Origin of the sequence: Lederbergia wuyishanensis (genome assembly GCF_022900255.1) — a bacterium.
In the GTDB taxonomy this organism is placed as follows: domain Bacteria; phylum Bacillota; class Bacilli; order Bacillales; family Bacillaceae_C; genus Lederbergia; species Lederbergia wuyishanensis.
Genome location: NZ_JALIRM010000001.1, coordinates 494,749 through 521,393 on the forward strand (window position 1 = coordinate 494,749; position 26,645 = coordinate 521,393).

21 protein-coding genes are annotated in these 26,645 nt (G+C 35.6%); 20 read left to right on the forward strand and 1 reads right to left on the reverse strand.

Features of this window, described 5'->3' with window-relative positions; all coding sequences use genetic code 11:
• Positions 1-78: 78 nt before the first annotated feature.
• The 15 genes from yfmF to cotE all read left to right on the forward strand — a co-directional run bounded on the left by yfmF (position 79) and on the right by cotE (position 15,745).
• Positions 79-1,359, forward strand: a complete 1,281-nt coding sequence (gene yfmF / locus MT489_RS02540; protein WP_244679930.1) for an EF-P 5-aminopentanol modification-associated protein YfmF — start codon at positions 79-81, stop codon at positions 1,357-1,359.
• Entirely contained in the window at positions 1,356-2,645 is a 1,290-nt protein-coding gene (yfmH, locus tag MT489_RS02545) for an EF-P 5-aminopentanol modification-associated protein YfmH (protein WP_244679931.1), read from the forward strand. Before yfmF ends, yfmH begins: the two co-directional genes overlap by 4 nt.
• Before the next feature lie 48 nt (positions 2,646-2,693).
• Positions 2,694-3,416: an elongation factor P 5-aminopentanone reductase gene (gene ymfI / locus MT489_RS02550; protein ID WP_244679932.1), complete on the forward strand. Its 723-nt coding sequence runs from the start codon at positions 2,694-2,696 to the stop codon at positions 3,414-3,416.
• An 81-nt stretch (positions 3,417-3,497) separates the two neighbouring features.
• Positions 3,498-3,755, forward strand: coding sequence for a DUF3243 domain-containing protein (locus MT489_RS02555; protein ID WP_244679933.1), 258 nt, complete (start codon positions 3,498-3,500; stop codon positions 3,753-3,755).
• 197 nt (positions 3,756-3,952) lie between these two features.
• Positions 3,953-4,741, forward strand: coding sequence for a YmfK family protein (locus MT489_RS02560; RefSeq protein WP_244679934.1), 789 nt, complete (start codon positions 3,953-3,955; stop codon positions 4,739-4,741).
• Positions 4,742-4,759: 18 nt separating this feature from the next.
• Entirely contained in the window at positions 4,760-5,647 is an 888-nt protein-coding gene (locus MT489_RS02565) for a helix-turn-helix domain-containing protein (RefSeq protein ID WP_244679935.1), read from the forward strand.
• Positions 5,648-5,899: 252 nt separating this feature from the next.
• Positions 5,900-6,478: a CDP-diacylglycerol--glycerol-3-phosphate 3-phosphatidyltransferase gene (pgsA, locus tag MT489_RS02570; RefSeq protein ID WP_244679936.1), complete on the forward strand. Its 579-nt coding sequence runs from the start codon at positions 5,900-5,902 to the stop codon at positions 6,476-6,478.
• 26 nt (positions 6,479-6,504) lie between these two features.
• A complete protein-coding gene (locus tag MT489_RS02575) occupies positions 6,505-7,749 on the forward strand; it encodes a competence/damage-inducible protein A (RefSeq protein ID WP_244679937.1) in 1,245 nt (414 codons plus the stop codon).
• Positions 7,750-8,004: 255 nt separating this feature from the next.
• Complete coding sequence (gene recA / locus MT489_RS02580; protein ID WP_307414949.1) at positions 8,005-9,054, forward strand: recombinase RecA; 1,050 nt, start codon at positions 8,005-8,007, stop codon at positions 9,052-9,054.
• A 510-nt stretch (positions 9,055-9,564) separates the two neighbouring features.
• The gene (rny, locus tag MT489_RS02585; RefSeq protein ID WP_244679938.1) at positions 9,565-11,130 is read left to right on the forward strand and encodes a ribonuclease Y; all 1,566 of its coding nucleotides are present in this window, start codon (positions 9,565-9,567) and stop codon (positions 11,128-11,130) included.
• Between the two features lie 82 nt (positions 11,131-11,212).
• On the forward strand, positions 11,213-12,013 hold the full coding sequence (locus MT489_RS02590; RefSeq protein WP_244679939.1) for a TIGR00282 family metallophosphoesterase: 801 nt from the start codon (positions 11,213-11,215) through the stop codon (positions 12,011-12,013).
• Positions 12,014-12,157: 144 nt separating this feature from the next.
• Positions 12,158-12,418: a stage V sporulation protein S gene (gene spoVS / locus MT489_RS02595; RefSeq protein ID WP_213123282.1), complete on the forward strand. Its 261-nt coding sequence runs from the start codon at positions 12,158-12,160 to the stop codon at positions 12,416-12,418.
• A 380-nt stretch (positions 12,419-12,798) separates the two neighbouring features.
• Positions 12,799-14,343: a tRNA (N6-isopentenyl adenosine(37)-C2)-methylthiotransferase MiaB gene (gene miaB / locus MT489_RS02600; RefSeq protein ID WP_244679940.1), complete on the forward strand. Its 1,545-nt coding sequence runs from the start codon at positions 12,799-12,801 to the stop codon at positions 14,341-14,343.
• A 1-nt stretch (position 14,344) separates the two neighbouring features.
• The gene (locus MT489_RS02605; protein ID WP_244679941.1) at positions 14,345-14,773 is read left to right on the forward strand and encodes a YlbF/YmcA family competence regulator; all 429 of its coding nucleotides are present in this window, start codon (positions 14,345-14,347) and stop codon (positions 14,771-14,773) included.
• Positions 14,774-15,178: 405 nt separating this feature from the next.
• On the forward strand, positions 15,179-15,745 hold the full coding sequence (cotE, locus tag MT489_RS02610; RefSeq protein WP_244679942.1) for an outer spore coat protein CotE: 567 nt from the start codon (positions 15,179-15,181) through the stop codon (positions 15,743-15,745).
• A 296-nt stretch (positions 15,746-16,041) separates the two neighbouring features.
• On the opposite strand, the gene pulA is transcribed toward cotE, so the two are convergent.
• Positions 16,042-18,138 carry a type I pullulanase gene (pulA, locus tag MT489_RS02615; protein WP_244679943.1) on the reverse strand — a complete coding sequence of 699 codons (2,097 nt, stop codon included), beginning with the start codon at positions 18,136-18,138 and terminating at the stop codon, positions 16,042-16,044.
• 252 nt (positions 18,139-18,390) lie between these two features.
• Here pulA and glgB point away from each other — a divergent pair, with 252 nt between their 5' ends.
• The 5 genes from glgB to MT489_RS02640 are packed head-to-tail and all read left to right on the forward strand — an operon-like array spanning position 18,391 to position 26,475.
• A complete protein-coding gene (gene glgB / locus MT489_RS02620; RefSeq protein ID WP_244679944.1) occupies positions 18,391-20,304 on the forward strand; it encodes a 1,4-alpha-glucan branching protein GlgB in 1,914 nt (637 codons plus the stop codon).
• The gene (locus tag MT489_RS02625) at positions 20,301-21,452 is read left to right on the forward strand and encodes a glucose-1-phosphate adenylyltransferase (protein WP_280518467.1); all 1,152 of its coding nucleotides are present in this window, start codon (positions 20,301-20,303) and stop codon (positions 21,450-21,452) included. Before glgB ends, MT489_RS02625 begins: the two co-directional genes overlap by 4 nt.
• Before the next feature lie 4 nt (positions 21,453-21,456).
• Positions 21,457-22,563 carry a glucose-1-phosphate adenylyltransferase subunit GlgD gene (gene glgD / locus MT489_RS02630; RefSeq protein ID WP_244679945.1) on the forward strand — a complete coding sequence of 369 codons (1,107 nt, stop codon included), beginning with the start codon at positions 21,457-21,459 and terminating at the stop codon, positions 22,561-22,563.
• 30 nt (positions 22,564-22,593) lie between these two features.
• On the forward strand, positions 22,594-24,027 hold the full coding sequence (locus tag MT489_RS02635) for a glycogen synthase (protein ID WP_244679946.1): 1,434 nt from the start codon (positions 22,594-22,596) through the stop codon (positions 24,025-24,027).
• 6 nt (positions 24,028-24,033) lie between these two features.
• Positions 24,034-26,475, forward strand: a complete 2,442-nt coding sequence (locus MT489_RS02640; RefSeq protein WP_244679947.1) for a glycogen/starch/alpha-glucan phosphorylase — start codon at positions 24,034-24,036, stop codon at positions 26,473-26,475.
• Positions 26,476-26,645 lie beyond the last annotated feature (170 nt).

The following is a 26,645-nucleotide window of genomic DNA, read 5'->3' on the forward strand; positions in this document are numbered from 1 at the left end:
ATTATGTAAAGTGGAGTGGTTATTTCGTTCCACTTTTTATCGGAATGTGAAATTACTGTGAGTATTGGAGGAGCCAATATGGAACTTGTTAAGGAACATTTAGTTGAAAAGTCTGGATACACTCTTCATATCATTCCAACAGAAAAATACAAAACCAATACTATTGTATGGAAGATGAAAGCACCACTCGAGATAGAAACGGCTACATATCGTGCATTACTTCCAAATGTTCTTCAAAGCAATTCAAAAAAATACAATACTACAAGTGCATTACGTTCATATTTGGATGATCTTTATGGTGCCTCCTTTTATACAGATGTAAGTAAAAAAGGCGAGTATCATATTATTTCTTTTACTATAGAAGTAGCCAACGAAAAATTCTTACAAGATAAAACACCTCTCCTGCAAAAAGCGATTGAATTTTTAAGCGAAGTTATACAAAATCCTAATACAACAAATCGTGTATTTGATGAATCTACATTGAAAAAAGAAAAACACAGTTTAAAAAGACGGATACAATCGGTATATGATGATAAAATGCGTTATGCTAGTGTTCGTCTAGTTGAAGAAATGTGTAAAGATGAACCATATGCTATACAAGCTACAGGTGACGAAAACAAAGTGGATGAGATAACGGGTGCCTCTTTATTTGAATATTATGAGCGTGCATTTATGGAAGATCAAATGGACTTATATTTTATAGGAGATATTGATCTTAATGAAGTGGAAAATCTATGCTCATTATTTCAATTTCAAGCAAGAAGAACAAACCTGCATAAGAATTCAATTAACAAAGAAGTAAACAAAATAAAAGAAGTGAAAGAAACTCAGGATCTTAACCAAGGAAAGTTGAACATAGGATGTCGTACGAATATCTCATATGGAGATTCTGATTATTTTGCATTGCAAATATTCAATGGAATCTTCGGTGGATTTCCACATTCCAAGCTGTTTATCAATGTTCGCGAAAAAGAAAGCCTTGCCTATTATGCAGCTAGCAGGGTTGAAAGTCATAAAGGTTTACTTATGATAATGTCAGGTATCGATTCCCAAAATTATGAAAAGGCAGTTTCTATTATTAAGGAACAGTTGAAATTGATGAAGGAAGGCAGCTTCACTGATGATGAAATTACACAAACAAAAGCTGTTATTCAAAATCAATTTTTAGAAACAATTGATTCGGCAAGAGGTGTAATTGAAGTATTTTATCATAATACTGTTGCAGGCACGAATGTGAAAATTACCGATTGGATTGAAAAAACGAACTCTACCACCAGGGATGAAATAATTGAAGTTGCAAATAAAGTTGAGCTTGACACAATCTATTTTCTTTCCGGAATGGAAGGTGAGAATATATGAAAACAATCGAATTCGAGCAAATAAACGAAACGCTTTACCATGAAAAACTAGATAACGGATTACAAGTGTATATACTCCCTAAAACAGGATTTAATAAAACATTTGCTACTTTTACAACAAATTATGGATCCATTGATCACCAATTTAAACCGTTAGGGAAGGATGAGTATATTCGTGTTCCTGATGGAATTGCACACTTTTTAGAACATAAGATGTTTGAAAAGGAAGATGGTGATGTGTTCCAAAAATTTAGCAAGCAAGGTGCGTCTGCAAATGCTTTTACTTCTTTTACTAGGACCGCATACTTATTTTCAAGCACTAATGAAGTAGAGAAGAACCTAATTACGTTAATTGATATGGTTCAGGAACCTTATTTTACTGAAAAATCTGTTGAAAAAGAAAAAGGCATTATTGGTCAAGAGATTAGGATGTATGATGATAATCCTGATTGGAGACTTTTTTTTGGAACAATCGAAAATATGTATCATCATCATCCGGTGAAGATCGACATAGCGGGAACAGTGGAATCAATTTCTCATATTACTGCCGATCTACTGTATGAATGCTACCATACATTTTATCATCCGAGTAACATGTTGCTGTTTGTCGTAGGACCAGTTAATCCTGATGAAATAATGAATCTCATACGTTCAAATCAAGCAAAGAAACAATATAGCGATGCACCCGAGATTCAACGATATTTTGAGGAAGAACCCGAAACGGTAAATAATAAAAAGCAAGAATTGAAAATGAATGTTCAAACACCAAAATGTTATGTTGGAATAAAGTCGAAAAAAGTACATCAACAAGGAAGAGAAATGCTAAAACATGAGTTAGCTTTGAACATGGCATTGGAAATATTATTCGGAAAAAGCTCTAATAATTATGAGGAGCTCATTACAAGTGGTTTAATAGATGATACTTTTCAATATGACATTACTTTTGAGCAAGGGTTTGGATTCGGATATGTAGGAAGTGATACGAATGATCCCGATACTCTATCGGGACGTTTGCAAGCCATCTTATTAGAAGCTAAAAATGGTCAATATTTATCAGATGAGGCTTTACAACGCATAAAGAAAAAAAGAATCGGAGGATTTTTGCGTTCTATGAATTCTCCCGAGTTTATTGCCAATCAATTCACCAGATATACATTTAACGGCATGAATCTGTTTGATACCGTATCTGTTTTAGAAGAATTAGACTTTGACTATGTTAAAGAAGCCGCCAAACAGTTTATTGAAGAAAATAGAATAACTGTTTGCCAAGTCGTTCCGAAAAAATAAAGATCATGGCCCGGAAAATGACCGGGCTGTTTTTATGGGGAGAATTAGATGAAAAAGTATGCGCTAATTACCGGAGCAAGCGGGGGAATAGGTGCGGCAACTGCATTTAAGCTCGCTCATGAAGGTTGGAATTTGTATTTACATTATTATCGAAATGAAACAAATATATTAGAATTGATTGAAAAACTAAAAGTTTTTAATATCGAATTGATACCAATATGTGCTGATCTTACAACAGAAGAAGGGATTCATCAGGTTTGCAACTCGGTATTAAATCTTAACGCAATTGTCTACTCAAGTGGCGTTGCACCATATGGGTTATTTACCGATTTAAGTGAGCAAACGATTGATGATATGTTACAGCTGCACGTGAAAAGTCCATTGATTATTGTCCAAAAATTGCTTCCTAAATTAATGAAATATCCTGAAAGCAGCATTGTTCTTATTAGTTCAATATGGGGACAGACGGGTTCAGCATGTGAAGTTATGTATTCAACAGTTAAAGGTGCACAAATATCCTTTATGAAGGCGATTAGCAAAGAAATCGCAAGATCGGGAACAAGGGTAAATTGCGTTGCCCCGGGAGCAGTAAAGACAAATATGTTGAATGGCTTTTCTGAGGAAGAACTGGATGTGCTTGAATCTGAAATACCGATAGGACGGTTAGCTGAGCCAAAAGAAATTGCTGACGTTATTTCTTTTTTATTGTCGAAGGATTCCTCTTATATTACAGGACAAGTTATTGGAGTAAATGGTGGATGGTATACATAAACTGTGGAAAAAAATCTGCATAATGTCAGTTTCTCGTGAGCATAATAACGTCGAACGTTAAATTCCAAAGGAGGAAATGGCATGTCAGTACTTGAAAATTGGGATCAGTGGAAAAATTTCCTTGGTGATCGCTTAGACAATGCTCAAGAACAAGGAATGTCACAAAAGGTAATCAATCAACTGGCACATCAAGTAGGTGATTACCTTGCGAATCAAGTTGATCCTAAAAACGAGCAGGAACGAGTGCTTTCTGATTTGTGGTCTGTTGCTTCTGAAGATGAACAAAAAGCGATTGCAAGCGTAATGGTGAAACTTGTCGAAAATAATAGTTCACATTAATAATATTTAAGACTGTCCTATAAGCTGCATGAATCCTACCTAGGATTTGCTCTTAATTAAGGGCAGTCCTTTTTTTGTCTAATTATGACGATTTTCCTATATGTTTTTCTTTCATGTTTATTTAATATCAGCTATGATATAATCGAGACAATTATGAAGAAGAAAGATTTAGTGGCCATCTTCAAGGGGATGTTTGAATGGACAGAAAAGAATGGTATTTAGAATATGAAATTATGATTGATCGTCCAGGCTTACTCGGCGATGTTTCATCTTTATTAGGGATGCTATCCATCAATATCGTAAGCATTAATGGGATAGATAGTGGAAGGCGTGGATTACTCATTCGTGCCAGCAGTAGAAATCAGATATTGCGTCTAGAATCGATTCTGAAAACAGTTGAAACCATAAAGATTACAAAAATACGCGAACCAAAGTTAAGAGATCGCTTGGCAGTTAGGCATGGCCGATACATACAACGTGACATGGATGATAAAAAAACATTTCGGTTTGTTCGTGATGAACTGGGACTTTTAGTTGATTTTATGGCCGAGTTATTTAAGCAAGAAGGACATAAGCTTATTGGAATAAGAGGAATGCCCAGAGTAGGAAAAACTGAATCAGTTGTAGCTTCTAGTGTTTGTGCGAATAAAAAATGGCTTTTTGTATCATCTACTTTATTAAAGCAAACAATACGTAAAGAATTGATAAAAGATGAATATAGTGCTGATAATATTTTCATCTTAGATGGGATTGTTTCAAGAAGGAGAGCAGATGAACGTCACTGGCAATTGGTTCGCGAAATAATGAAGCTTCCAGCTGTAAAAGTAATAGAACACCCTGATATTTTTGTCCAGCATTCGGAATTTTCGATGGAAGATTTTGATTATATTATTGAGTTAAGAAATAATGAAGATGAAGAAATTACTTATGAAATTGTACAAGAACATAACTTGTTTACCGAACCGGACTTTGGTTTTGACTTTTAGGATTGGCAGGTGCTTTTAGTGACGGAATTAGGAAGCCGGCTTCGCATGGCTCGAGAAGAAAAAAGTATGTCTTTAGATGAGTTGCAAAATATTACAAGAATTCAAAAAAGATATTTAGTCGCAATAGAAGAAGGAAAATATGATATTATGCCGGGTAAATTTTATGCCAGGGCATTTATAAAGCAATATGCAGAAGCAGTTGGTTTAGAGCCAGACCTCTTGTTTGAGGAATATAGAAATGAAATTCCGCTTGCATATGACGAGAATTTACCTGATCAGCTTTCTCGGACACAGTCTCGAAGATCAGTATCACCGAGTAGTTCCAAAGCTCTAGAAATGTTCCCTAAAATTATTACAGCTATTTTTGTTCTGGCCATTTTAGTATTAATTTGGTTTTTGGTTGTAAAATATTTTAACCCTGGAGAGAAATCTTCTGTTAATAACAATAATAACGGAGCTGTAGATATAAGGGAATCAGAGGAAGTTACACCACCTGCGGATAAGAACAAGGAGGATACAACAAATCCTGATGAGGAAGAAACAACACCGCCTGAAGAAGAACCTATTTCAGAGGAAACAGTACAGCAGGAAATAACCATGGAAAGTGTAACTGGAAATACGACTACGTATAACTTACTAAATGCAGATAAATTTGAACTGGAAGTTAAGGCTGCGAACCCAGGAAGAAGTTGGATTAAAATCGCCAATGGTAATAACGAAGTACTCTTCCAAGGTGAAATAAAAAATGGTGAAGGTCAGAAATTTGATCTTACGAATGATACTAAAGCTTTTATTAGAGCTGGGGATTCCACTAAGACTGAGATATATGTCAACGGGGAACTGCTGGAATATGAACTAACTACTACTGTACAAAACATTAATATTCAATTCCAGAAGAAGGAATAGAATACTTTATTGCCGCCGTAATGGCGGTTATTTTTTCAAAAAATAAGAAAGTATAATAATTTTTTTATCTAAATTTTTGAACTTAATCTTTCATTGTCTAGTTCAAGGCGTTATTGGCTAAAGGGTAGAAACACGATAAGCAGAATAGCTTTTTTGCGTAATAGAACATTTGCTTGTCCCAAAGGCTGTGCACCTTGCACTTTTTCCTAAATGAAACATATTTTTAAAGGTGTTGTTTGAGGAGGTACGAAAATGAATTTGCCAAATAAAATTACTGTTGCAAGGGTCATCTTAATTCCGATATTTTTAATATTAATGCTAGTCCCCTTTAACTGGGGAAAAGTAAGCTTGCCTGGTACTGAACTTGAATGGGCTCATCTAATTGGTGCATTAATTTTTATAATAGCATCTGTAACTGATTGGATTGATGGCTATTACGCACGCAAGTTTAATTTAGTTACAAATTTAGGGAAATTTTTAGATCCGTTGGCTGATAAGCTTCTTGTTTCAGCAGCTTTTATTGTATTAGTTGAAATGCAGCTTGCTCCTTCTTGGATTGTCATAGTTATCATTAGTAGGGAGTTTGCCGTAACAGGATTGAGAATGATTTTATCTGGGCAGGGAGAAGTTGTTGCAGCAAATATGTTAGGGAAAATTAAAACGTGGACACAAATCATTGCTATATCACTATTATTATTACATAATGTATTTTTTGAAGCGATCGGATTTCCTCTTGATACAATCGCTTTATGGGTTGCACTATTTTTTACTGTATGGTCTGGATATGAATACTTTTATAAAAATCGAGCTATATTTAAACATTCAAAATAAAAAGTTTAAAAGAAAGGATTTGTTATATGAACGCAGAAATTATTGCCGTAGGAACAGAGCTATTATTAGGACAAATTGTTAATACAAATGCCAAATTTCTATCAGAGCAGCTTGCTGAAATAGGGGTCAATGTTTACTATCATACTGTTGTTGGAGATAATCCCACTCGACTTGAACAAGCGATTCAACATGCAGAAGATAGAGCAGATCTAATTATCTTTACTGGAGGATTAGGTCCAACAAAAGATGATCTTACGAAAGAAACGATTGCTAAACATATCGGGAAAACTCTTGTGCTTGATGAGGATGCAATGCAAACGATACTAACATATTTTCAGAAAACTGGTCGTACTATGACAGAAAATAATAAAAAGCAAGCTCTCGTTCTTGATGGAGCAAAGGTGCTTCCAAATGAACATGGAATGGCACCAGGTATGTTTTTATATAATAAAGAACATTCATATATGCTTCTACCTGGACCCCCGCATGAAATGCAGCCTATGTTTCGAAAATACGGCCGCTTAGCAATAATGGATCAATTAGAAACAAATGAAAGAATTGAATCTAGAGTATTACGCTATTTTGGAATCGGAGAATCGCAGCTTGAAGTAGAAATAGAAGATATACTAGATTCACAAACTAACCCTACTGTAGCTCCACTTGCTGGTGATAATGAAGTAACGTTACGAATTACAGCTAGGCATCATTCCGAAAGTGAAGCTCAAAGAATGATTGATGCGATGGAAAAAAAGGTAAATGATAGAGTAGGAAAATATTTTTACGGATATGACCAAACTTCAATTATGAAAGAGCTCCTTAAAGTATTGGAAGAAAAGAAAATGACGATTGCATGTGCAGAAAGTTTGACCGGTGGACTATTTCAAGCTGAAATGACATCAATAGTAGGCGTAAGTACTATGTTAATCGGGGGAATTGTTTGTTATTCAAATGATGCAAAAATAAAGCTTTGTAAAGTAAAAAAAGAGACAATTGATAACTTTGGAGTTGTCAGTAAAGAATGCGCAATAGAGTTAGCGGAAAATGTAAGAAGCATACTAAGTACGAACATCGGTATTAGTTTTACTGGAGTAGCAGGACCTGATTCACTTGAAGGTCATCAGGCAGGTACAGTATGGATAGGAATTTCTTTTGATAACAAACCGTCAAAGGCTTTCTTGCTTAACTTAGCTGGTTCTAGGAATGGAAATCAGAAGAGATCGGTTATGTATGGCTGTCATTATTTACTGCAAGAATTGAAAAACAACAATTAATAGAGAGCGCATTATGCGCTCTCTAAATTTTTTTAAAAGAAAGTAAAAATAGTTTATTAAATGATTATCTTGTACTAAAAATCGATTTTCCTATAAAGATATATTAAATTTAGGTATTTTTTAAACTTGAAAATAATCGAATAAATGTTCGCTTTTTACTTGGCAAACGAAATGAAAACCTGTATACTAAAGTTAGCTTTTGATATGAAACACACATTAATTTGATAGAATATAAGTGTATAAGGAGGAAATTTAGTGAGTGATCGTCAGAAAGCATTAGAGATGGCTTTAAAGCAAATTGAAAAGCAGTTTGGTAAAGGATCGATTATGAAGCTTGGTGAGCAGACTGATCGTAAAATTTCCACTGTTCCAAGCGGATCTTTAGCTCTTGATGTAGCTTTAGGAGTAGGTGGGTATCCACGTGGACGTGTGATAGAAATATATGGACCTGAAAGTTCTGGTAAAACGACAGTAGCTCTTCACGCTATTGCGGAAGTGCAAGCTAAAGGTGGCCAAGCAGCATTTATCGATGCAGAACATGCACTTGACCCAGTTTATGCCCAAAAATTAGGAGTTAATATCGATGAGTTATTACTCTCCCAACCTGATACAGGTGAGCAAGCACTAGAAATTGCAGAGGCACTTGTTCGAAGCGGTGCAATTGAAATTATCGTTATTGACTCAGTTGCAGCATTAGTGCCGAAAGCTGAAATTGAAGGTGAAATGGGAGATTCACACGTAGGACTACAAGCACGCTTAATGTCTCAAGCACTCCGTAAACTTTCAGGTGCTATTAATAAATCGAATACCATTGCTATCTTCATCAATCAGATTCGTGAAAAAGTTGGAGTTATGTTCGGAAACCCTGAAACTACCCCAGGTGGTCGTGCATTGAAGTTTTATTCCTCCGTTCGCCTTGAAGTTCGTCGTGCTGAACAACTCAAGTTAGGTCAAGACATCGTTGGTAATAAAACGAAAGTAAAAGTAGTCAAAAATAAAGTTGCTCCTCCATTCAGAGTGGCTGAAGTAGATATTATGTATGGTGAAGGTATATCTCGAGAAGGCGAAATCATAGATATGGGATCCGAACTTGACATTGTTCAAAAGAGCGGTTCTTGGTACTCGTATAATGAAGAGCGTCTTGGACAAGGCCGTGAAAATGCGAAGCAATTTTTAAAGGAAAATCCTGAACTGAAAAATGAGATTATGTTTAAAATCCGTGATCATTATGGATTGGACGAGGAAAAAATTGCACCACCAGAGGAGATAGACCCTGAAGAAGAATTTAGTTTATTAAATGATTAATTGGTTCAATAAGCAAAGCCTTTACTTACTGGCTTTGCTTTTTTCATTATCTGGAAAATGTAAGACTTGAACTTGTAGATAACTTTTAAGAAGGGAGTTCCCGTCTAGTGCAAAGAGCCAGCACCTAGCAAACTTCCGGTTTCTTTTTGATTAAGTCAACCTCATTGCCATATAAGCTCAACGTGTTTCCTTTATCTCGTCAGAATCCTAAAGAGGAATATTGACTAAAACCGCCACATCCTCTGGGCAATGTACGTTGCTGAACAGGCACTTGCGCGGTTGTTCTTTTTGATACTTTTTTTCTATATTTAAGTAGAATGAAAATAAATTACCAATTAAATGGCCATCCCTTGACAATGAAACGTCACAACTATAAAATTAACATGTATATTTTACATTTTTTTCGCATGAATTTTTGAGCTTGGCTCAGTATATTGAAACCTATGTAACAATGTACCAGCCGACATGTTAAAAACATGATACAAGTTAATAGCAAGAGGGGGTGAAATTATGCCTGATGTAATCATAATCATCATCTCCATTTTGCTTAGCCTTATCGTCGGTGTAGTTGTTGGCTATTTCATCTTTAAATCATTTGCTCAAGCAAAAATAACAGGTGCTAGAGGATCTGCCGAACTTATTTTGGAAGACGCAAAGCGTGAAGCAGAATCTATGAAAAAAGAAGCTCTGTTAGAAGCGAAGGATGAAAATCATAAACTTCGAACTGAAACTGAACGTGAACTTCGGGATAGAAGAACCGAATTGCAAAAACAAGAAAACCGCTTATTGCAAAAGGAGGAGAACCTCGACCGGAAAGATGAAACTCTTGACAAGCGTGAAAATATGCTTGAAAAGAAAGAGGAATCTCTTAATGACAGACAACAACATATTGAAGAGATGGAAAGCAAAGTGGATGAGATGATCCGCAAGCAGAAAAGTGAGCTAGAACGCATTTCAGGCTTGACTCGTGAAGAGGCAAAATCCATTATTTTATCTGGGGTCGAGAAAGAATTAGCACATGAATCGGCTCTAATGATAAAAGAAAGTGAAATGCGAGCAAAGGAAGAAGCGGATAAGAGAGCTAAGAATATTCTTTCCCTTGCCATTCAACGTTGTGCAGCAGAGCATGTTGCGGAAACAACAGTATCCGTAGTGAACCTGCCTAACGATGAAATGAAAGGACGGATTATCGGCCGTGAGGGCCGTAATATTCGGACACTTGAAACATTGACAGGGATAGATCTCATCATAGATGATACACCAGAAGCTGTCATTCTTTCCGGTTTTGACCCTATTAGGCGGGAAACTGCTCGGATAGCATTAGAGAAACTTGTTCAAGATGGCCGGATCCATCCTGCGCGTATTGAAGAAATGGTGGATAAAGCAAGACGAGAAGTGGATGAACACATACGTGAGATCGGTGAACAAACAACATTTGAAGTGGGAGTTCATGGATTGCATCCTGATTTAATTAAAATTCTTGGGCGCTTGAAATACCGGACAAGCTATGGACAAAATGTTCTAAAGCATTCCATGGAAGTGGCATTCCTATCAGGTCTTCTTGCAGCGGAATTAGGAGAAGATGAAACACTTGCTCGACGTGCAGGGTTACTTCACGATATCGGTAAAGCGATTGACCATGAAGTGGAAGGTAGCCACGTAGAAATCGGAATTGAGCTTGCCACAAAGTATAAAGAGCATGCTGTTGTCATTAATAGCATCGCTTCTCACCATGGTGACACTGAGCCTACATCCATTATTGCAGTTCTTGTTGCAGCAGCAGATGCTCTGTCAGCTGCAAGACCAGGTGCAAGAAGTGAAACGCTCGAAAATTATATTCGACGCCTTGAAAAGCTGGAGGAAATCTCCGAGTCTTATGATGGTGTTGAAAAATCATTTGCCATTCAAGCAGGTAGAGAAGTTCGGATTATAGTAAAACCTGAACAAATCAATGACTTGGAAGCACATAGACTTGCTCGCGATATCCGTAAAAGAATTGAGGATGACCTTGATTACCCTGGTCATATCAAAGTTACAGTTATTCGTGAAACTAGAGCTGTTGAATATGCGAAATAAGCAGTGTGATCTCACACTGCTTTTTTGTGCCTATGATGGTAGAATAAAAGTTGTATGAACTTAATGTTAGAAAGGGATCAGTATGGACATTTTATTTGTAGGCGATGTAGTCGGCTCACCCGGACGAGAAATGATAAAAGAATATCTCCCAGTATTAAAAAGAAAATATCGACCACACATAACGATTGTAAACGGGGAAAATGCTGCAGGTGGCAGAGGGATTACGGAACAAATTTATAAGCAATTTTTAGAATCGGGAGCTAATGTTGTAACTCTCGGAAATCATGCGTGGGATAATAAGGACATTTTTGAATTTATCGATACTGCCAAATATTTAGTAAGGCCAGCTAATTTTCCAGAAAATACTCCCGGAAATGGTTTAGTTTTTATAAAAATGAATTCTATAGAGGTAGCTGTCATTAACTTGCAAGGGAGAACGTTTATGCCGCCTCTTGATTGCCCATTTAATAAAGCGGATGAACTAATCGAAATAGCCAAAAAAAGAACAAACATTATTTTTGTTGACTTCCATGCCGAAGCGACGAGTGAAAAGCAAGCAATGGGATGGTATTTAGATGGTAAAGTGTCATCGGTCATCGGTACTCATACACACGTCCAGACTTCAGATAATCGTATACTACCCAACGGAACTGCGTATTTGACAGATGTTGGGATGACAGGTCCCTATGATGGGATACTTGGAATGGAAAAAGAAGCTGTAATAAAAAAATTTCTTACTGCACTCCCTTCCCGCTTTGAAGTACCGAAGAGTGGGAGAAAACAACTTAGTGCATGTTTAATTACGATTGACAATAAATCTGGGAAAGCATTGAAGATCAAAACTATTTTAATCAATGATGATCAACCAATGTTTACGGATTAATTTATAATCTTGTTTCTCCTATAATGGTTTTGGACAAACCGGAATAGTTCATAAATTACCTGAATATAGTAACAATGGAAAGGTTAACAGCGATTGACAATGACAAGGCAATCGTTATGGGGATATGACAAGGAGGAACAAGAAATGGAAATATTAAAAGTTTCAGCAAAATCTAATCCAAATTCCGTGGCGGGCGCGCTAGCAGGTGTTCTACGTGAAAGAGGCGGTGCAGAAATTCAAGCGATTGGGGCTGGGGCATTGAATCAAGCAGTAAAAGCAGTAGCAATTGCAAGGGGATTTGTCGCCCCAGGTGGTGTAGATTTAATTTGTATACCTGCTTTTACAGATATTATTATTGATGGAGAAGAAAGAACTGCCATCAAGCTTATAGTCGAACCTAGATAAATTAATAAAGATTGTGTAGTAGTGAATGTTTAAAAAGGAAGATTAAAAGTACCAAGTGGGCGGCTATGCTGATGTCCAGGGGCAGCACCCCATTAGTACAATCCTGTATGTCGGATATTCGAGTTGGAATAGTTTCCTGTATCCGAGAAACAGGCTAATTAGAAACACTAAGCCTCATTTTTACCGGACTTTTAAAACATTCTCTAAATGCTAAATAGGACTTGGTTGCTCAATTCGCAATCAAGTCTTTTCGAATTTTATGCAACAAATATTCCCTTATGTTGTATTCAAAAATAAAAGGCTATATACTAATAGAATGGATACATTTAAATAGAAACATTTTCGTTCATCGATTTTGTATAATAGGAAAGGGGATTTTCATGAACGAGAAACAACGTTTAGAAAGTCAACAAATTAATCAATCAAAAAATCCTACCTCGAAACAAGAAAAGGATTATAGTCAATATTTTCAAACGGTATACGTTCCTCCATCCATGAAGGATGCTAGACGACGTGGGAGAGAGGAGATTAAGTATCATAATGATTTTGAAATAGATGAGAAATATCAGGGGATGGGTAATGGCAGGACATTTTATATTCGTACTTACGGCTGCCAAATGAATGAACACGATACAGAAGTAATGGCCGGAATCTTCTTGGGTCTTGGGTATGAGCCAACCGACACAGTGGAAGATGCAGATGTCATTCTATTGAATACATGTGCCATCAGGGAGAATGCCGAAAATAAAGTATTTGGTGAACTTGGCCACTTAAAATCTCTGAAATTGGAAAAGCCAGATTTACTATTAGGTGTTTGTGGATGTATGTCACAACAAGAGTCGGTTGTAAACAGAATTCTAGAAAAACATCAATTTGTAGATATGATTTTCGGTACACATAATATCCATCGTCTTCCTGATATATTACATGAAGCGTATATGTCAAAGGAAATGGTTGTTGAAGTATGGTCCAAAGAAGGAGATGTCGTTGAAAATTTACCGAAAGTTCGTAGAGGTAATATTAAAGCTTGGGTAAACATTATGTACGGTTGTGATAAGTTCTGTACTTATTGTATCGTTCCATTTACAAGAGGGAAAGAGCGAAGCAGACGTCCAGAAGATATTATCCAAGAGGTTCGACAATTAGCAGCTCATGGTTATCAAGAAATTACACTTCTAGGTCAAAATGTAAATGCATACGGAAAAGATTTTGAGGATCTTGATTATCGATTCGGCGACTTAATGGATGATTTAAGAAAAATCAATATTCCAAGAATCCGTTTTACGACAAGCCATCCACGTGATTTTGACGACCATTTAATAGAAGTCCTTGCTAAAAAAGGAAATATGGTTGAACATATACATCTACCTGTGCAGTCAGGTTCTAGTGATATATTAAAAATTATGGGGCGTAAGTATACAAGAGAGCAATATTTAGAACTTGTAAGAAAAATTAAAGTTGCTATACCTGACGTATCACTTTCTACGGATATAATTGTCGGGTTTCCAAATGAAACAGATGAACAATTCGAAGAAACGATGTCACTATACCGTGAAGTTGGCTTTGAAATTGCTTATACTTTTATATACTCTCCGAGGGAAGGCACTCCTGCTGCAAAAATGAAGGATAATGTTTCGATGGAAGTGAAAAAAGCTCGTCTTCAACGTTTAAATGAGCTTGTAAATGATTTATCTCGTGAAGCAATGAAGAAATATGAGGGTCAAATTGTAGAAGTGCTTGTTGAAGGGGAAAGTAAAAATAATCCTGAAATTCTTTCGGGCTATACTAGAAAAAACAAGCTAGTTAACTTTAAGGGACCCAAATCAGCAATTGGTCAATTAGTTAAAGTTAAAATCAATGCATCTAAAACCTGGACTTTAGATGGAGAAATAGTAGAAGAACTTGAATCAATAGAGGTGATATAAATTGGGAAAATACACCAAGAACGATATTTTAAAACAAGCCCATGAATTGGCAAAAATGATTGCAGAAACTGAAGAAGTTGATTTTTTTAAACGTGCAGAAGCCCAAATCAACGAAAATCAAAGCGTTCGTGAAATGATTGCAAGTATAAAAAGTTTACAAAAACAAGCGATCAATTTCCAACACTATGGCAAAGAAAGAGCATTGCAATTAACAGAAGAAAAACTTGAAAAGCTAGAAGCAGAACTCGACGAGATTCCAATTGTACAAGAATTTAAACAATCTCAAATCGAAGTGAATGATTTGCTTCAATTGGTTGCTTCGGCAATATCTAATAAAGTAACAGACGAGATTTTGGTTTCCACTGGCGGTGACTTGCTAACTGGAGAAACTGGTTCAAAATTAAAATATAGTGAGTCTAGCTGTTCCTAAGATAAAAGCCATTATCCAAATACGGGTAATGGCTTTTTTCGTTTTATAAGAATGTTTAGAGCTTACGCTTTACTTATTAGATTATTAGTTCTATATTTTTGAACAAAAAGTTACGTTCCCTCCTTCCATGCAACCATTGCTTTAAGGTCAGAAACCAGTTTCAAAGAAAGGAAAACAGCCTTTTTCATTTATCTCAGGACATTAGCTTGTAACTTATAAACAAGATATCTTGCACTTTTGATTTGAGCCCAATTCATTGAAATAAGCATTAGATCTTAAACATAATTCATTGCCTTACATACAATATCGTAGATAGACCTAGTGAATTAGCCTTCACGTAATTAGCACATTCGTCTAGAGAAATGCATACGATGAAGGGAAAATGAATGAGGAGGGTTCGCTCGAATGGCAGAATATAGAGAAATAATAACAAAAGCGGTCGTGGCGAAAGGAAAGAAATATACACATTCCAACAATGCGATTACACCGCAGCATCATCCTTCGAGCATTTTAGGCTGCTGGATTATCAATCATAAATATGAGGCGCGAAAAGTCGGCAAAAAAGTCGAGGTAAGCGGTTATTTTGATATGAATGTTTGGTATTCCCACCACGATAACACAAAAACATCAGTAGCAACGGAGAGAGTCGATTATAAAGATGTAATTGACCTCCACTACCATGACCCCGATTGCTTAGATGACAAAATAGTATCGGCTCGAGTACTCCAACAGCCTAATTGTTTAGAAGCGGTAATTTCTAAAAAGGGGAATAAGATTATCGTAAGTACCGAAAGAGAATTTCTTGTGGAAGTCATTGGCGAAACAAAAGTTTGTGTAGCTGTTCATCCTGGTGAATGTCCATGCGATGATGAAGATGATGATGAAGATGAAGATTGGACTGAAGAACTATCCGATAGCGAATTGGCTGAGGAGATTAATCCAGACTTCCTAGTTGCAAATGAAACTGAATAAGTTCCGGGAAGATAATCTTCCCGGTTTTTCTTTTATAAAATTATCGACTATATTTTAAATTCTTCAGGATTGAGAATATGTCAGCCAAAGTCTTCATAACTTAGAAACGAATTTAATCCTTTGGCTAAACTTATCCTGTATTCCAATGGTAATGATACCCTTGCAGGCATCATTCCATATTAATATTTCAATTTTCTATCCTTTTGAATTATCTTTAGTTTGTATATTTTTTTGTAATTTCCTCTATTAACAACCTCTAGTTTAATCAATTTCACATATAAATGAATAATTGATGATTATCTTGCTTTTTTCAAGACAATTAATTCATATGGATTAACCGAAAAATATTCACCTACTACATTATGAATTACCTTATTATCATCATTAGTTGCTTCTATTTTCCATAAGCCCGGTGAAGGTAACTGTACTTCATAGTTTTCATCAGTAGGATTAATATAAATAGAAAAATCTTCATCATTTCCAAATAAAGTATAGGCAAATACTGGTTGAGGCACATGTAATATGTGAATTCTTCTTTTGATTTCTTCCTTAGATCGAAGACGAAAAACATCATATCTTCTTCTAAGACTAATTAGCATCCTAATAAAATTTATATTTTTCTCTTCCTTTTCTCTTCTCTTCCAATCTAATTGATTGATTTCATCACCTGATATATAGCTATTTTCAATGCCATTCTTAGTTCTAAACCATTCTTGCCCAGCATGTATAAAAGGAACACCTTGGCTTAATAACATAATCCCTGTGGCAAGTTGATGCATTTTTTTTCTAATATCATCACATTCATCACCGTTTGTTAAAAGCAATCTATCCCAAAGAGTATGATTATCATGGCATTCCACATAATTAATGGTTTGTTCGACACTGGATACAAGAGGATCTCCCCATTCTTCTAAGGAGGAACCTGTTACAAGGTGGGCTAGACGTTCTAAATATCGTCCTTTACCATTTACATAGCCTAAATCATCTGTATTAAATATATTTCCTTTTAAGGAATCTCGAAAAAAATCATTGAAGTATCGAACAGCCAATAATTGATTAGAATTTTTTGAAGTTGCTTTTTTATGTGAAGGGAGTGAGGTTGATAGCTCCCAACCTTCTCCCAGCAGCATTATGGGCGTGGGCTCTTTTTTACATCGTGTGACAACGGCATTCATTGTCTCAATATCAATTGCACCCATTAAATCAAATCTAAATCCAGACACTTGAAATTCTGAAAGAAAGAAATCAATCGTATCAATAATTAATTTCCGTACCATTACTCTTTCCGTAGCCAGGTCATTTCCTACTCCTGTTCCATTACTTACACTTCCATCCTCTTTATATCGGAAATAGTAACCAGGTACTAGCTTTTCTAATGAGGATTGTTCCATAACAAATACATGATTAAAAACGACATCCAGTATGACAGAAAGTCCTTCTTGATGAAAGGTTTCTATCATTTTTTTGCATTCATTGATTCGGGAAATAGGGTCATTCGGGAAATTTGAATAACTTCCTTCTAATGATTGAAAATATAGAGGATCATAACCCCAATTATAATAATTTTCGGGTTCAAGTTCGTTTACACGTGCATAGTCGTTGATAGGCAAGAGTTGTATATGTGTACACCCTAATTCCTTTATATAAGACAATCCCGTAGAATAGCCATTTTCGGTTGTCGTTTTTAATTCACTTAAGCCAAGGAATTTCCCTTTGTTTTGAACTCTACTCTCAGATTGAATCGTAGCATCACGAACGTGTAACTCATAAATAATGGCATCCTGCAAATCTTTAATAGCTGGCCTTTTTGTAGTGATTTGATCAGTTTTAGAGAAATCTATGACAACTCCTTTTTCACTATTGGCAAGCATTGATTTTGCATAAGGATCATTTACTCGAATTGTTTCTCCATTAACTGTCACTTCATATTCATATGAAAAACCATGCCAATTACCATTTATTTGGCACGTCCATATCCCTTTTTCTTGTCGATTTAACTTTTTTGACATATTATTCAAATATAATATTACTGATGTTGCTAAAGGACTCCATATTGAAAAATAGGTTGTATCATTTTTAGAATACGCTCCTAATATTTCTTCATTTGCTGAAAAATTTTCATCGAACCATTGAGTTCGAACAATTCCTCTTGGATAGATAGGAAAAGACTTTTCACCCCAAATCAATTCTAATGTTTCCCCCATAGGTAAAACATCTGAAAAACTAAAAATTACAGCTGATTCACTAATTTTTTCATTAATTGTTAATGGAAAACATTTATTTTTTTTACCCCAATAAATTACAGGCGATTTATTATCTAAAAGAAAAGAAATATTATTCGTATTTAAAGTAAGAAGATGAACATCGTCAATCCACGCGATATTAGTTTCCACTTAAGACACTCCTTTAAAGCTAGGTATTTGCAGTATATGTGTAATGCCTCGTTCACGTAAGCAATATAAACAAAGTACTCGTTATAACAAAAAAACTTACACTAATAATCATAACTATATTTAAATAATTTAATCGACAAACCCATACATAATCGTATAAAACCCTCAAATAACTGTCGAAGGAATCTTCGGTAAAACCACTTAAATGTCTCCTATAATAGAGTTGTTATGGTCTAGAAAGGAGATAGCATATTGTATTTCAACATTTCCGAAGATGACATTTTTTTATTTCATCAAGGAACTAACTATCATAGTCAGGATAGTTTAGGCTGTCACAAAATACAGTGGGAGGGGAAGGTAGGCTTTAGATTTGCAGTATGGGCACCAAATGCGAAAAACATATATGTTGTTGGAGATTTTAATCAATGGAATGGGGAATATCATCCGTTAAAACAAATCACAACTGAAGGTTTATGGGTAGGTTTTTTTACAAATATTCCAATTGGAATTGCATATAAATACAAAATTATCACGTCAAATGGAGAAACCCTTTTAAAATCTGATCCATATGCTCTTCAATCGGAGCTTCGCCCAGCTAATGCATCTATAGTAACAAGACATTCGATTTATGAATGGAAAGATCGAGATTGGCAAGAAACAAAAAAAGAGGTTCACCCTTTTTCATCACCGATTTCCGTGTATGAAGTTCATTTAGGATCATGGAAAAAGAAAAACAATGGGCAGTTTTATACATATTGTGAACTTGCAGATGAGTTGGTTCCTTATGTAAAGACATTAGGTTTTACTCATATCGAGCTACTTCCTCTTGCAGAACATCCATTTGATCTTTCATGGGGATACCAAATTACAGGCTATTTTTCCGTTACATCAAGATACGGTACACGAGATGATTTTAAATATTTCATAGATGTATGCCACCAAAACGGTCTTGGCGTGATAATTGATTGGGTACCTGGTCATTTTTGTAAAGATGATTTTGGCTTGCGAGAATTCGATGGTATGCCTTTATATGAATATCAAGATCCATGTAAAGCTGAAAAACTGTCATGGGGAACATTAACTTTTGACTTTGGTAGACCAGAGGTTCAAAGTTTTTTAATTTCTAATGCATTATTTTGGATTGAAGAATACCATGTGGATGGGATTCGTGTAGATGCCGTAGCAAGCATGCTCTATCTCAATTTTGATCGATATGATCAAGAAAAAATCTATAATTCGTACGGTGGAGAAGAAAATCTTGAGGCGTATGCATTTATTCGAAAATTAAATGAAGTTATATTTTCTTTTCATCCAAACGTGTTAATGATGGCAGAGGATAGCTCTGATTTACCACTTGTAACGGCACCAACCTATTTAGGCGGACTGGGATTTAATTATAAATGGAATATGGGTTGGATGAACGACATGCTGGAATATATGGAGAAGGACCCCATCTATCGAAAATGGCATCACCATTTACTGACTTTTTCGTTCATGTATTCGCATTCGGAAAACTTCCTGCTTCCATTATCACACGATGAGGTTGTTCACGGAAAAAAATCATTGCTAGATAAAATGCCAGGAGATCAGTGGCAACAATTTGCCAACTTAAGATTACTTTATGGCTATATGATGGGACATCCAGGTAAAAAGCTTTTGTTCATGGGCGGTGAGCTTGCCCAATATTCAGAATGGAAAGATCAAGAGCAGTTAGACTGGCATCTTCTTGAATATCCATTGCATAGAGGGATTTTTGACTATGTAAAAGCGTTAAATCACTTTTATATAGAAAATCCTGCACTTTACGAATTAGATCATGAACACTCTGGGTTTGAGTGGATTGATCCACATAACATTGACCAAAGCACTATTGTGTTCAGACGATGTGGTAGGACCCCAAATGAAGAATTAATTTTTGTTTGTAATTTTACTCCTAACGTTTCATATGACTATAAGGTTGGCGTTCCTGTGCCGGGCGTATATAGAGAAATATTTAATTCGGATAGATGCGAATTTGGAGGATCGGGACAGTTAAATGAAAATCCTCATATAAGTTTTCCTAAAAAATGGCACGGATTGCCACAACACATAAGAATAAAAATACCCCCTTTAGCCATTGCTGTTTTTAAACGAGAGGAATCAATCACTGAGGAGGATGGAAATTGAAGGAATGTGTAGGTATGCTTTTAGCTGGTGGAGAAGGCAAGCGACTAGGAAATTTAACAAAAGAAGTGGCAAAACCTGCAGTACATTTCGGTGGAAAATATCGAATCATTGATTTTACATTAAGTAATTGCACAAATTCAGGAATACACACTTTAGGGGTTATGACCCAATACTCTCCACTGGAACTTAATAAACATATTGGTAACGGGAAACCGTGGGACCTGAATCGGCAAGATGGTGGTGTGACTATTTTATCACCCTATACTGCTCAAAGCGGGGGAAGTTGGTATTCAGGTACAGCGGATGCTATTTATCAAAATATCCACTTCATTGATCTGCATGACCCAGAGTACGTTCTTGTCATTTCTGGTGACCATATTTATCAAATGGATTATACCGAATTACTTGATAAGCACAAACGCGAAAATGCGGATGTTACGATTTCTGTCATTACGGTTCCTTGGGAGGAAGCTTCCCGATTTGGAATTCTAAATACAACTGAAGATCTTAGAATATATGAATTTGATGAAAAGCCAAAGGAGCCAAAAAGTAATCTAGCTTCAATGGGAATTTACATGTTTACATGGAAAACATTAAAAACATATTTATTGGAAGATGCTAATAATAAATATTCAAGTCATGATTTTGGAAAAGATATTATTCCTGCAATGTTAAACGATCAGCGCAAGCTCTACGCATATCAATTTAAAGGGTATTGGAAAGACGTTGGAACGGTACAAAGTTACTGGGAAGCGAATATGGATTTATTAGATGAAGATTGGAGCTTATCCTTATCGAATAAAAATCGCAGATTGTATTCTAATGATTCCGATTTTCCACCACAATATATTGCAGAATCAGGTGTAGTAAAACACTCGCTAATTAATTCAGGGTGTTGGGTTTTCGGAACAGTTGAAAACTCAGTCTTATTTCAACATGTTGTTATCGAAGAGGGAAGCTATGTTCATCAATCGATCATACACCCGGGAGTAACTGTAGGGAAAAATTCCACTTTGGAGCGTGTCATCGTAATGGAAAATGTAGAAATTCCTGAAGGGACGTATATTCGAATCGAGAATGATAAAGAGCCACTTGTCATTGATGAAGGTAAATTAATTGAAGTTATTCAACAAAAAAAGGAGGCGTAGTTGAATGAATACTATGATGGGATTAATTAATTTAGAGCATGAGCATCAATTCTTTCATGAATTAACGTATTTTCGCAACGGAGCCTCCGTTCCTTTCGGCGGTCGCTATCGATTAATAGATTTTACACTTTCTAATATGGTGAATTCTAATATTGAAGAAGTGGCAATCTTTACGAGGAATAAATATAGAGCTTTAATGGACCATCTTGGAACAGGTGAAAATTGGGAATTAGATAGAAGAAATGGAGGTTTATTTATCCTCCCACCTGATTGGAACGATCCATCTGATATTTCAAGAGGCGATTTGCAATTTTTTCACAATAATCGTGATTATTTTCATAGAGGAAAGGCATCATATGTGCTTATTAGTGGAAGCCAATTTATAGCAAATATGGATTATAAAGAGGCTTTTACATATCATCTAGAGCGGAATGCTGACGTAACTTTCATTTCAACAAAGGCTGAAACAGAGCTGCCGGAACATGAACGTGTGTTTAGGATAGAAACAGATGATGTTGGATGGGTTAAAAATATTACAAATGATAGATCGAATCCCCTCTTATTTACAGGAGTGTACATTATTCATAAAGATCTATTGATGAAATTGATTGACAAGAGTATCGCGCATCACCAAGATAATTTTTTCGAGTATGGCATTAAGGAAAATATATCCAATTTGAATATTCAATCTTTTGAGTATAAGGGATATAGCGCATTTATCAATTCCATTGAAAGCTATTACCGCCATAATATGAATCTTTTAAATGAAAAAAATTATAAAGCTTTATTTTATAAGAAGCCTTTTGTTCGAACAAAGGTAGGGAATAACCCACCTGCTACTTATAGCGACAGGGCAAACGTGAAAAGATCGCTGCTTGCAAATGGCTGTGTCATTGATGGGAATGTGGAAGGAAGTATTCTTTTTAGAGGGGTTAAAATTAAAGAAGGTGCGACAATCAAAAATTCTATTATTATGCAACGATGCACAATTGAACCAGGAGTTTACTTGGAAAATGTCATTCTTGATAAAGATGTTTACGTAAAAGCAAATCAAAGATTTATAGGATCAAAAGATAAGCCATATGTTGTAGCAAAAAGAATAGAAATGTAAGTCGTCAAAGCCGGCGGAAGGAGATAGCAGATGAAAAATGTATTATTTGTAGCTTCAGAATGTTCTCCATTTATCAAAACGGGAGGGTTAGCTGATGTAATTGGTTCATTGCCTCAAGCATTGAAGGCAAATGAACGAATCGATGTTCAGGTTATACTTCCGTTATATGATGAAATATCAGATGACTGGAAAACTCAAATGGACCTCTATGCTACCATAGATGTTCCGCTTGGTTGGCGAAATCAAGAGGCAAGATTATATAAGATAGTAAATAACCAAATAACGTATTATTTTATTTCTAATGATTATTACTTTAGCCGTAAAGGTGTTTACGGGTATTACGATGATGGTGAACGTTTTGTATTTTTTAGTCGAGCAGTGATAGAAGCATTGAAACATTTAGAACAAAAGCCAGATATACTCCACTCGCATGATTGGCAAGCTGGAATGGCTGTTGCACTTGCGAAAATCATTCAGCCAATTAAAGGTCTAAAGACCGTTTTCACTATTCACAATTTAAAATATCAAGGAATTATGCCAATTGAGACGTTTGATGATTTCTTTCAATTACCAGCTGAGCATATCGGGGGAATGGAATGGCACGGAATGTTAAATTGTCTAAAAAGTGCACTATTTCACGCTGACAAGATTACGACTGTAAGTCCTTCATATGCAGAAGAAATCAAGGATCCTTATTACGGGGAAGGTCTCGAATCTATTTTACTAGAAAGAGCAAGGGATTTAGTCGGAATATTAAATGGAATTGATGTGAAAGAATACAATCCATTAACAGACCCAGCTCTTCTAGTAAAATATCGTTCTTCTCGTGTAAGAAAAATAGAAAATAAAATGCGCCTTCAAGAGAAATTCGGTCTTCCCATAAATGGCGAGAAGCCATTATATATAATGATTACTCGACTTGATGAACAAAAAGGGCTTCACCTTGTTCAACATATTTTAGATGAATTTCTTCAAGAAGACGTACAATTTATTATTCTAGGAACAGGTGATGAAGCGTTCGAAGTATATTTTGATGAGGTGGCTAATAATTATCCTGAAAAAGTAGTTTCGTTATTAACATTTAACGAAGAGTTGGCGAGACAACTATATGCAAGTGCAGACTTCCTTATTATGCCATCCAAGTTTGAGCCATGTGGATTAGCTCAGCTTTTAGCTTTGCAATATAAAGCAGTCCCCATTGTCCGTGAAACCGGGGGATTGAAGGACACAGTACACCCTTTTAATGAGATAACAGGTGAAGGAAATGGATTTAGTTTTACACATTATAACGCTCACGATCTTTTAAATGTCCTACGTTATTCGTTAACAATTTTTCATACTCCTGAGCTTTGGGCTACTCTTATTAAAAATGTAAATAAAAGTCAGTTTAGCTGGAGAAAATCAGCACAAGAATATATGGAGTTGTATGAGAGTTTAGCCGGGAATGTGTTTAAGGAGGTGTGAGGGCACTTGCCTCAATTTACTGTTAATGAATTGACGGAAAAAATTAAACATAAAATTATTGTGGAAAATCAGAAGGACATAAAAGATGCCTCAAATAAGGAAATTTATGGTGCTCTAGCGTCTTTGCTTATTGAAGAAATCCAATACAATTGGGATACTACGAATAAAAAATATAAAGAAATAGAATGTAAACAAATTTATTATTTGTCAATGGAATTTTTAATTGGTAGATTGCTTGAAAGTAATCTACTTAATTGTGGTTTACTTGATATTACTAATATTGCACTTAAAAATCTTGGATTTGATCCCGAACAAATATATGCGTTAGAACGTGATCCTGGTCTCGGCAACGGAGGGTTAGGAAGATTGGCGGCTTGCTTCTTGGACTCTTTAGCCTCACTAGAATATGCAGGGCATGGTTATGGAATAAGATATCAATACGGACTTTTTGAGCAACGTTTTATCCATGGGAATCAAATTGAGCTTCCCGATTATTGGTTGAATGATGGGTATGCATGGGAAACACGAAAAGAGGAAGAATCCCTCTGCATTCATTTCAATGGAATTGTTCATATGTTTAAAAAGAACGATGGCAACCTCGAATTTAAATACGAAAATACGGATAAGGTTATGGCTATACCTTACTACATTCCTATTGTTGGTTATCAAAACAAAATTATCAACACATTACGTCTTTGGAGTGCTGAACCAGTTCTTAATGAAAAAATGAATTCTACTAAAGAAGTGACTCGTTACCAAGACCTTAATCATCAGCACTCAATCGAACAAATTTCTGGTTTTTTATACCCAGATGATTCCACACATGATGGAAAGCTGCTTAGATTAAAACAACAATATTTTCTCGTTTCATCAAGCATTCAACACATTATTCAAACGTTCAAGAGAAATCATTCATCATCATTAACATGTTTGCCTGAAAAGGTAGCCATTCAAATAAATGATACTCATCCAAGTATGGCCATACCTGAACTTATGAGAATTCTTATGGATGATGAAGGATATGGCTGGGACATTGCGTGGGATATCACAACGAAAGTTATTGCCTATACGAATCACACTACTTTGAGCGAGGCGTTAGAAACATGGCCAAAGGAAATGCTGAATCAACTACTACCCCGTATTTATATGATAATTGAGGAGATTAACGAACGTTTTTGTATAAATATTTGGTATGAACATCCTAATCTTCGAGAACGAATTCCAGAGATGGCCATTATTGCCGATAACCAAGTCCACATGGCAAGATTAGCTATAGTAGGAAGTTTTAGTGTGAATGGAGTAGCAAGAATACACACTGAAATCTTGAAAAATAAAGAAATGAAGCATTTCTATACTTTATATCCTGATCGTTTTAATAATAAAACGAACGGAATTACACACCGAAGATGGTTGTTAAAGGTGAACCCGGAATTATCGAATCTAATTACTGAGATTATCGGCCCTGAATGGATCCGTCGCCCTAAACAATTGATCAGTCTAATAAAATATTCGAAGGACCGTTCTTTTTTGGAGAAGTTTTATGATGTGAAACAGAAAAATAAACAAAAGTTAGCAAATTTAGTCCATCAACGAACAGGGATATTAGTAGATCACCAATCTATTTTTGATGTACAGATAAAACGACTCCATGAATATAAACGACAGCTCCTTAATATTTTTCGAATCATTTCGATATACAACGATATAAAAAACAATCCAAATCTCGATATGATACCACGAACTTTTATTTTTGGGGCAAAAGCTGCACCAAGCTATCATTTAGCCAAAGAAGTGATTAAGCTAATTAATAAGGTAGCATCAATTGTCAATCATGATCCAGATATTCGTGGGAAATTAAAGGTTATCTTTCTAGAAAATTACAATGTAAGTCTTGCGGAAAACATCATTCCGGCTGCAGATATAAGTGAACAAATTTCCACTGCAAGTAAGGAAGCATCAGGAACTGGCAACATGAAAATGATGATGAATGGTGCATTAACTGTTGGAACTTTAGATGGGGCAAATATTGAAATAAGAGATTTAGTTGGAGATAAAAACATATTTATTTTCGGATTAACAGCTGAAGAGGTTATTCATTATCAACAGAATGGTGGATATAACGCAGTTGATATTTATAACACGGATGAAAGAGTGAAACGAATATTAGATCAATTACATCACGGCGAATTTGGGAAACACGATATAGAATTTAAAGATATTTACTATCATATTCTCTCACATAATGACCCATATTTCGTGTTAAAAGATTTCGATCCATTTATTGAAATCCATAACTTTGTAGAACAAGCATATCGTGATCAGTTTACATGGCTTCAAATGAGTGTAACGAATATAGCTCACTCCGGCAAATTCTCAAGTGATCGAACGATACAACAATACGCTTCTGAAATTTGGAAAATAAAACCCGTGTATGAGAGCTATCCTTAATGGGGTAGCTTTTTTTATTTTTATCATTATTTTATTAAGAAAAAGCTTTATAAACATGGAATATGAATAGGATTCTTCATTGGAATGGAGAATATTGCTAGACTACAATTATCTAGAACTTTGTCGTTTTTGATTGAATCTCGGCTTCTCTAAAAGTAAATGCTTAAGTG

Bases quoted from the DNA above. Each gene is read 5' to 3' on its own strand.
- yfmF (WP_244679930.1), top strand. From the start codon at position 79: ATGGAACTTGTTAAGGAACATTTAGTTGAAAAGTCTGGATACACTCTT.
- yfmH (WP_244679931.1), top strand. From the start codon at position 1,356: ATGAAAACAATCGAATTCGAGCAAATAAACGAAACGCTTTACCATGAA.
- ymfI (WP_244679932.1), top strand. From the start codon at position 2,694: ATGAAAAAGTATGCGCTAATTACCGGAGCAAGCGGGGGAATAGGTGCG.
- MT489_RS02555 (WP_244679933.1), top strand. From the start codon at position 3,498: ATGTCAGTACTTGAAAATTGGGATCAGTGGAAAAATTTCCTTGGTGAT.
- MT489_RS02560 (WP_244679934.1), top strand. From the start codon at position 3,953: ATGGACAGAAAAGAATGGTATTTAGAATATGAAATTATGATTGATCGT.
- pgsA (WP_244679936.1), top strand. From the start codon at position 5,900: ATGAATTTGCCAAATAAAATTACTGTTGCAAGGGTCATCTTAATTCCG.
- MT489_RS02575 (WP_244679937.1), top strand. From the start codon at position 6,505: ATGAACGCAGAAATTATTGCCGTAGGAACAGAGCTATTATTAGGACAA.
- rny (WP_244679938.1), top strand. From the start codon at position 9,565: ATGCCTGATGTAATCATAATCATCATCTCCATTTTGCTTAGCCTTATC.
- MT489_RS02590 (WP_244679939.1), top strand. From the start codon at position 11,213: ATGGACATTTTATTTGTAGGCGATGTAGTCGGCTCACCCGGACGAGAA.
- spoVS (WP_213123282.1), top strand. From the start codon at position 12,158: ATGGAAATATTAAAAGTTTCAGCAAAATCTAATCCAAATTCCGTGGCG.
- miaB (WP_244679940.1), top strand. From the start codon at position 12,799: ATGAACGAGAAACAACGTTTAGAAAGTCAACAAATTAATCAATCAAAA.
- cotE (WP_244679942.1), top strand. From the start codon at position 15,179: ATGGCAGAATATAGAGAAATAATAACAAAAGCGGTCGTGGCGAAAGGA.
- glgD (WP_244679945.1), top strand. From the start codon at position 21,457: ATGAATACTATGATGGGATTAATTAATTTAGAGCATGAGCATCAATTC.
- MT489_RS02635 (WP_244679946.1), top strand. From the start codon at position 22,594: ATGAAAAATGTATTATTTGTAGCTTCAGAATGTTCTCCATTTATCAAA.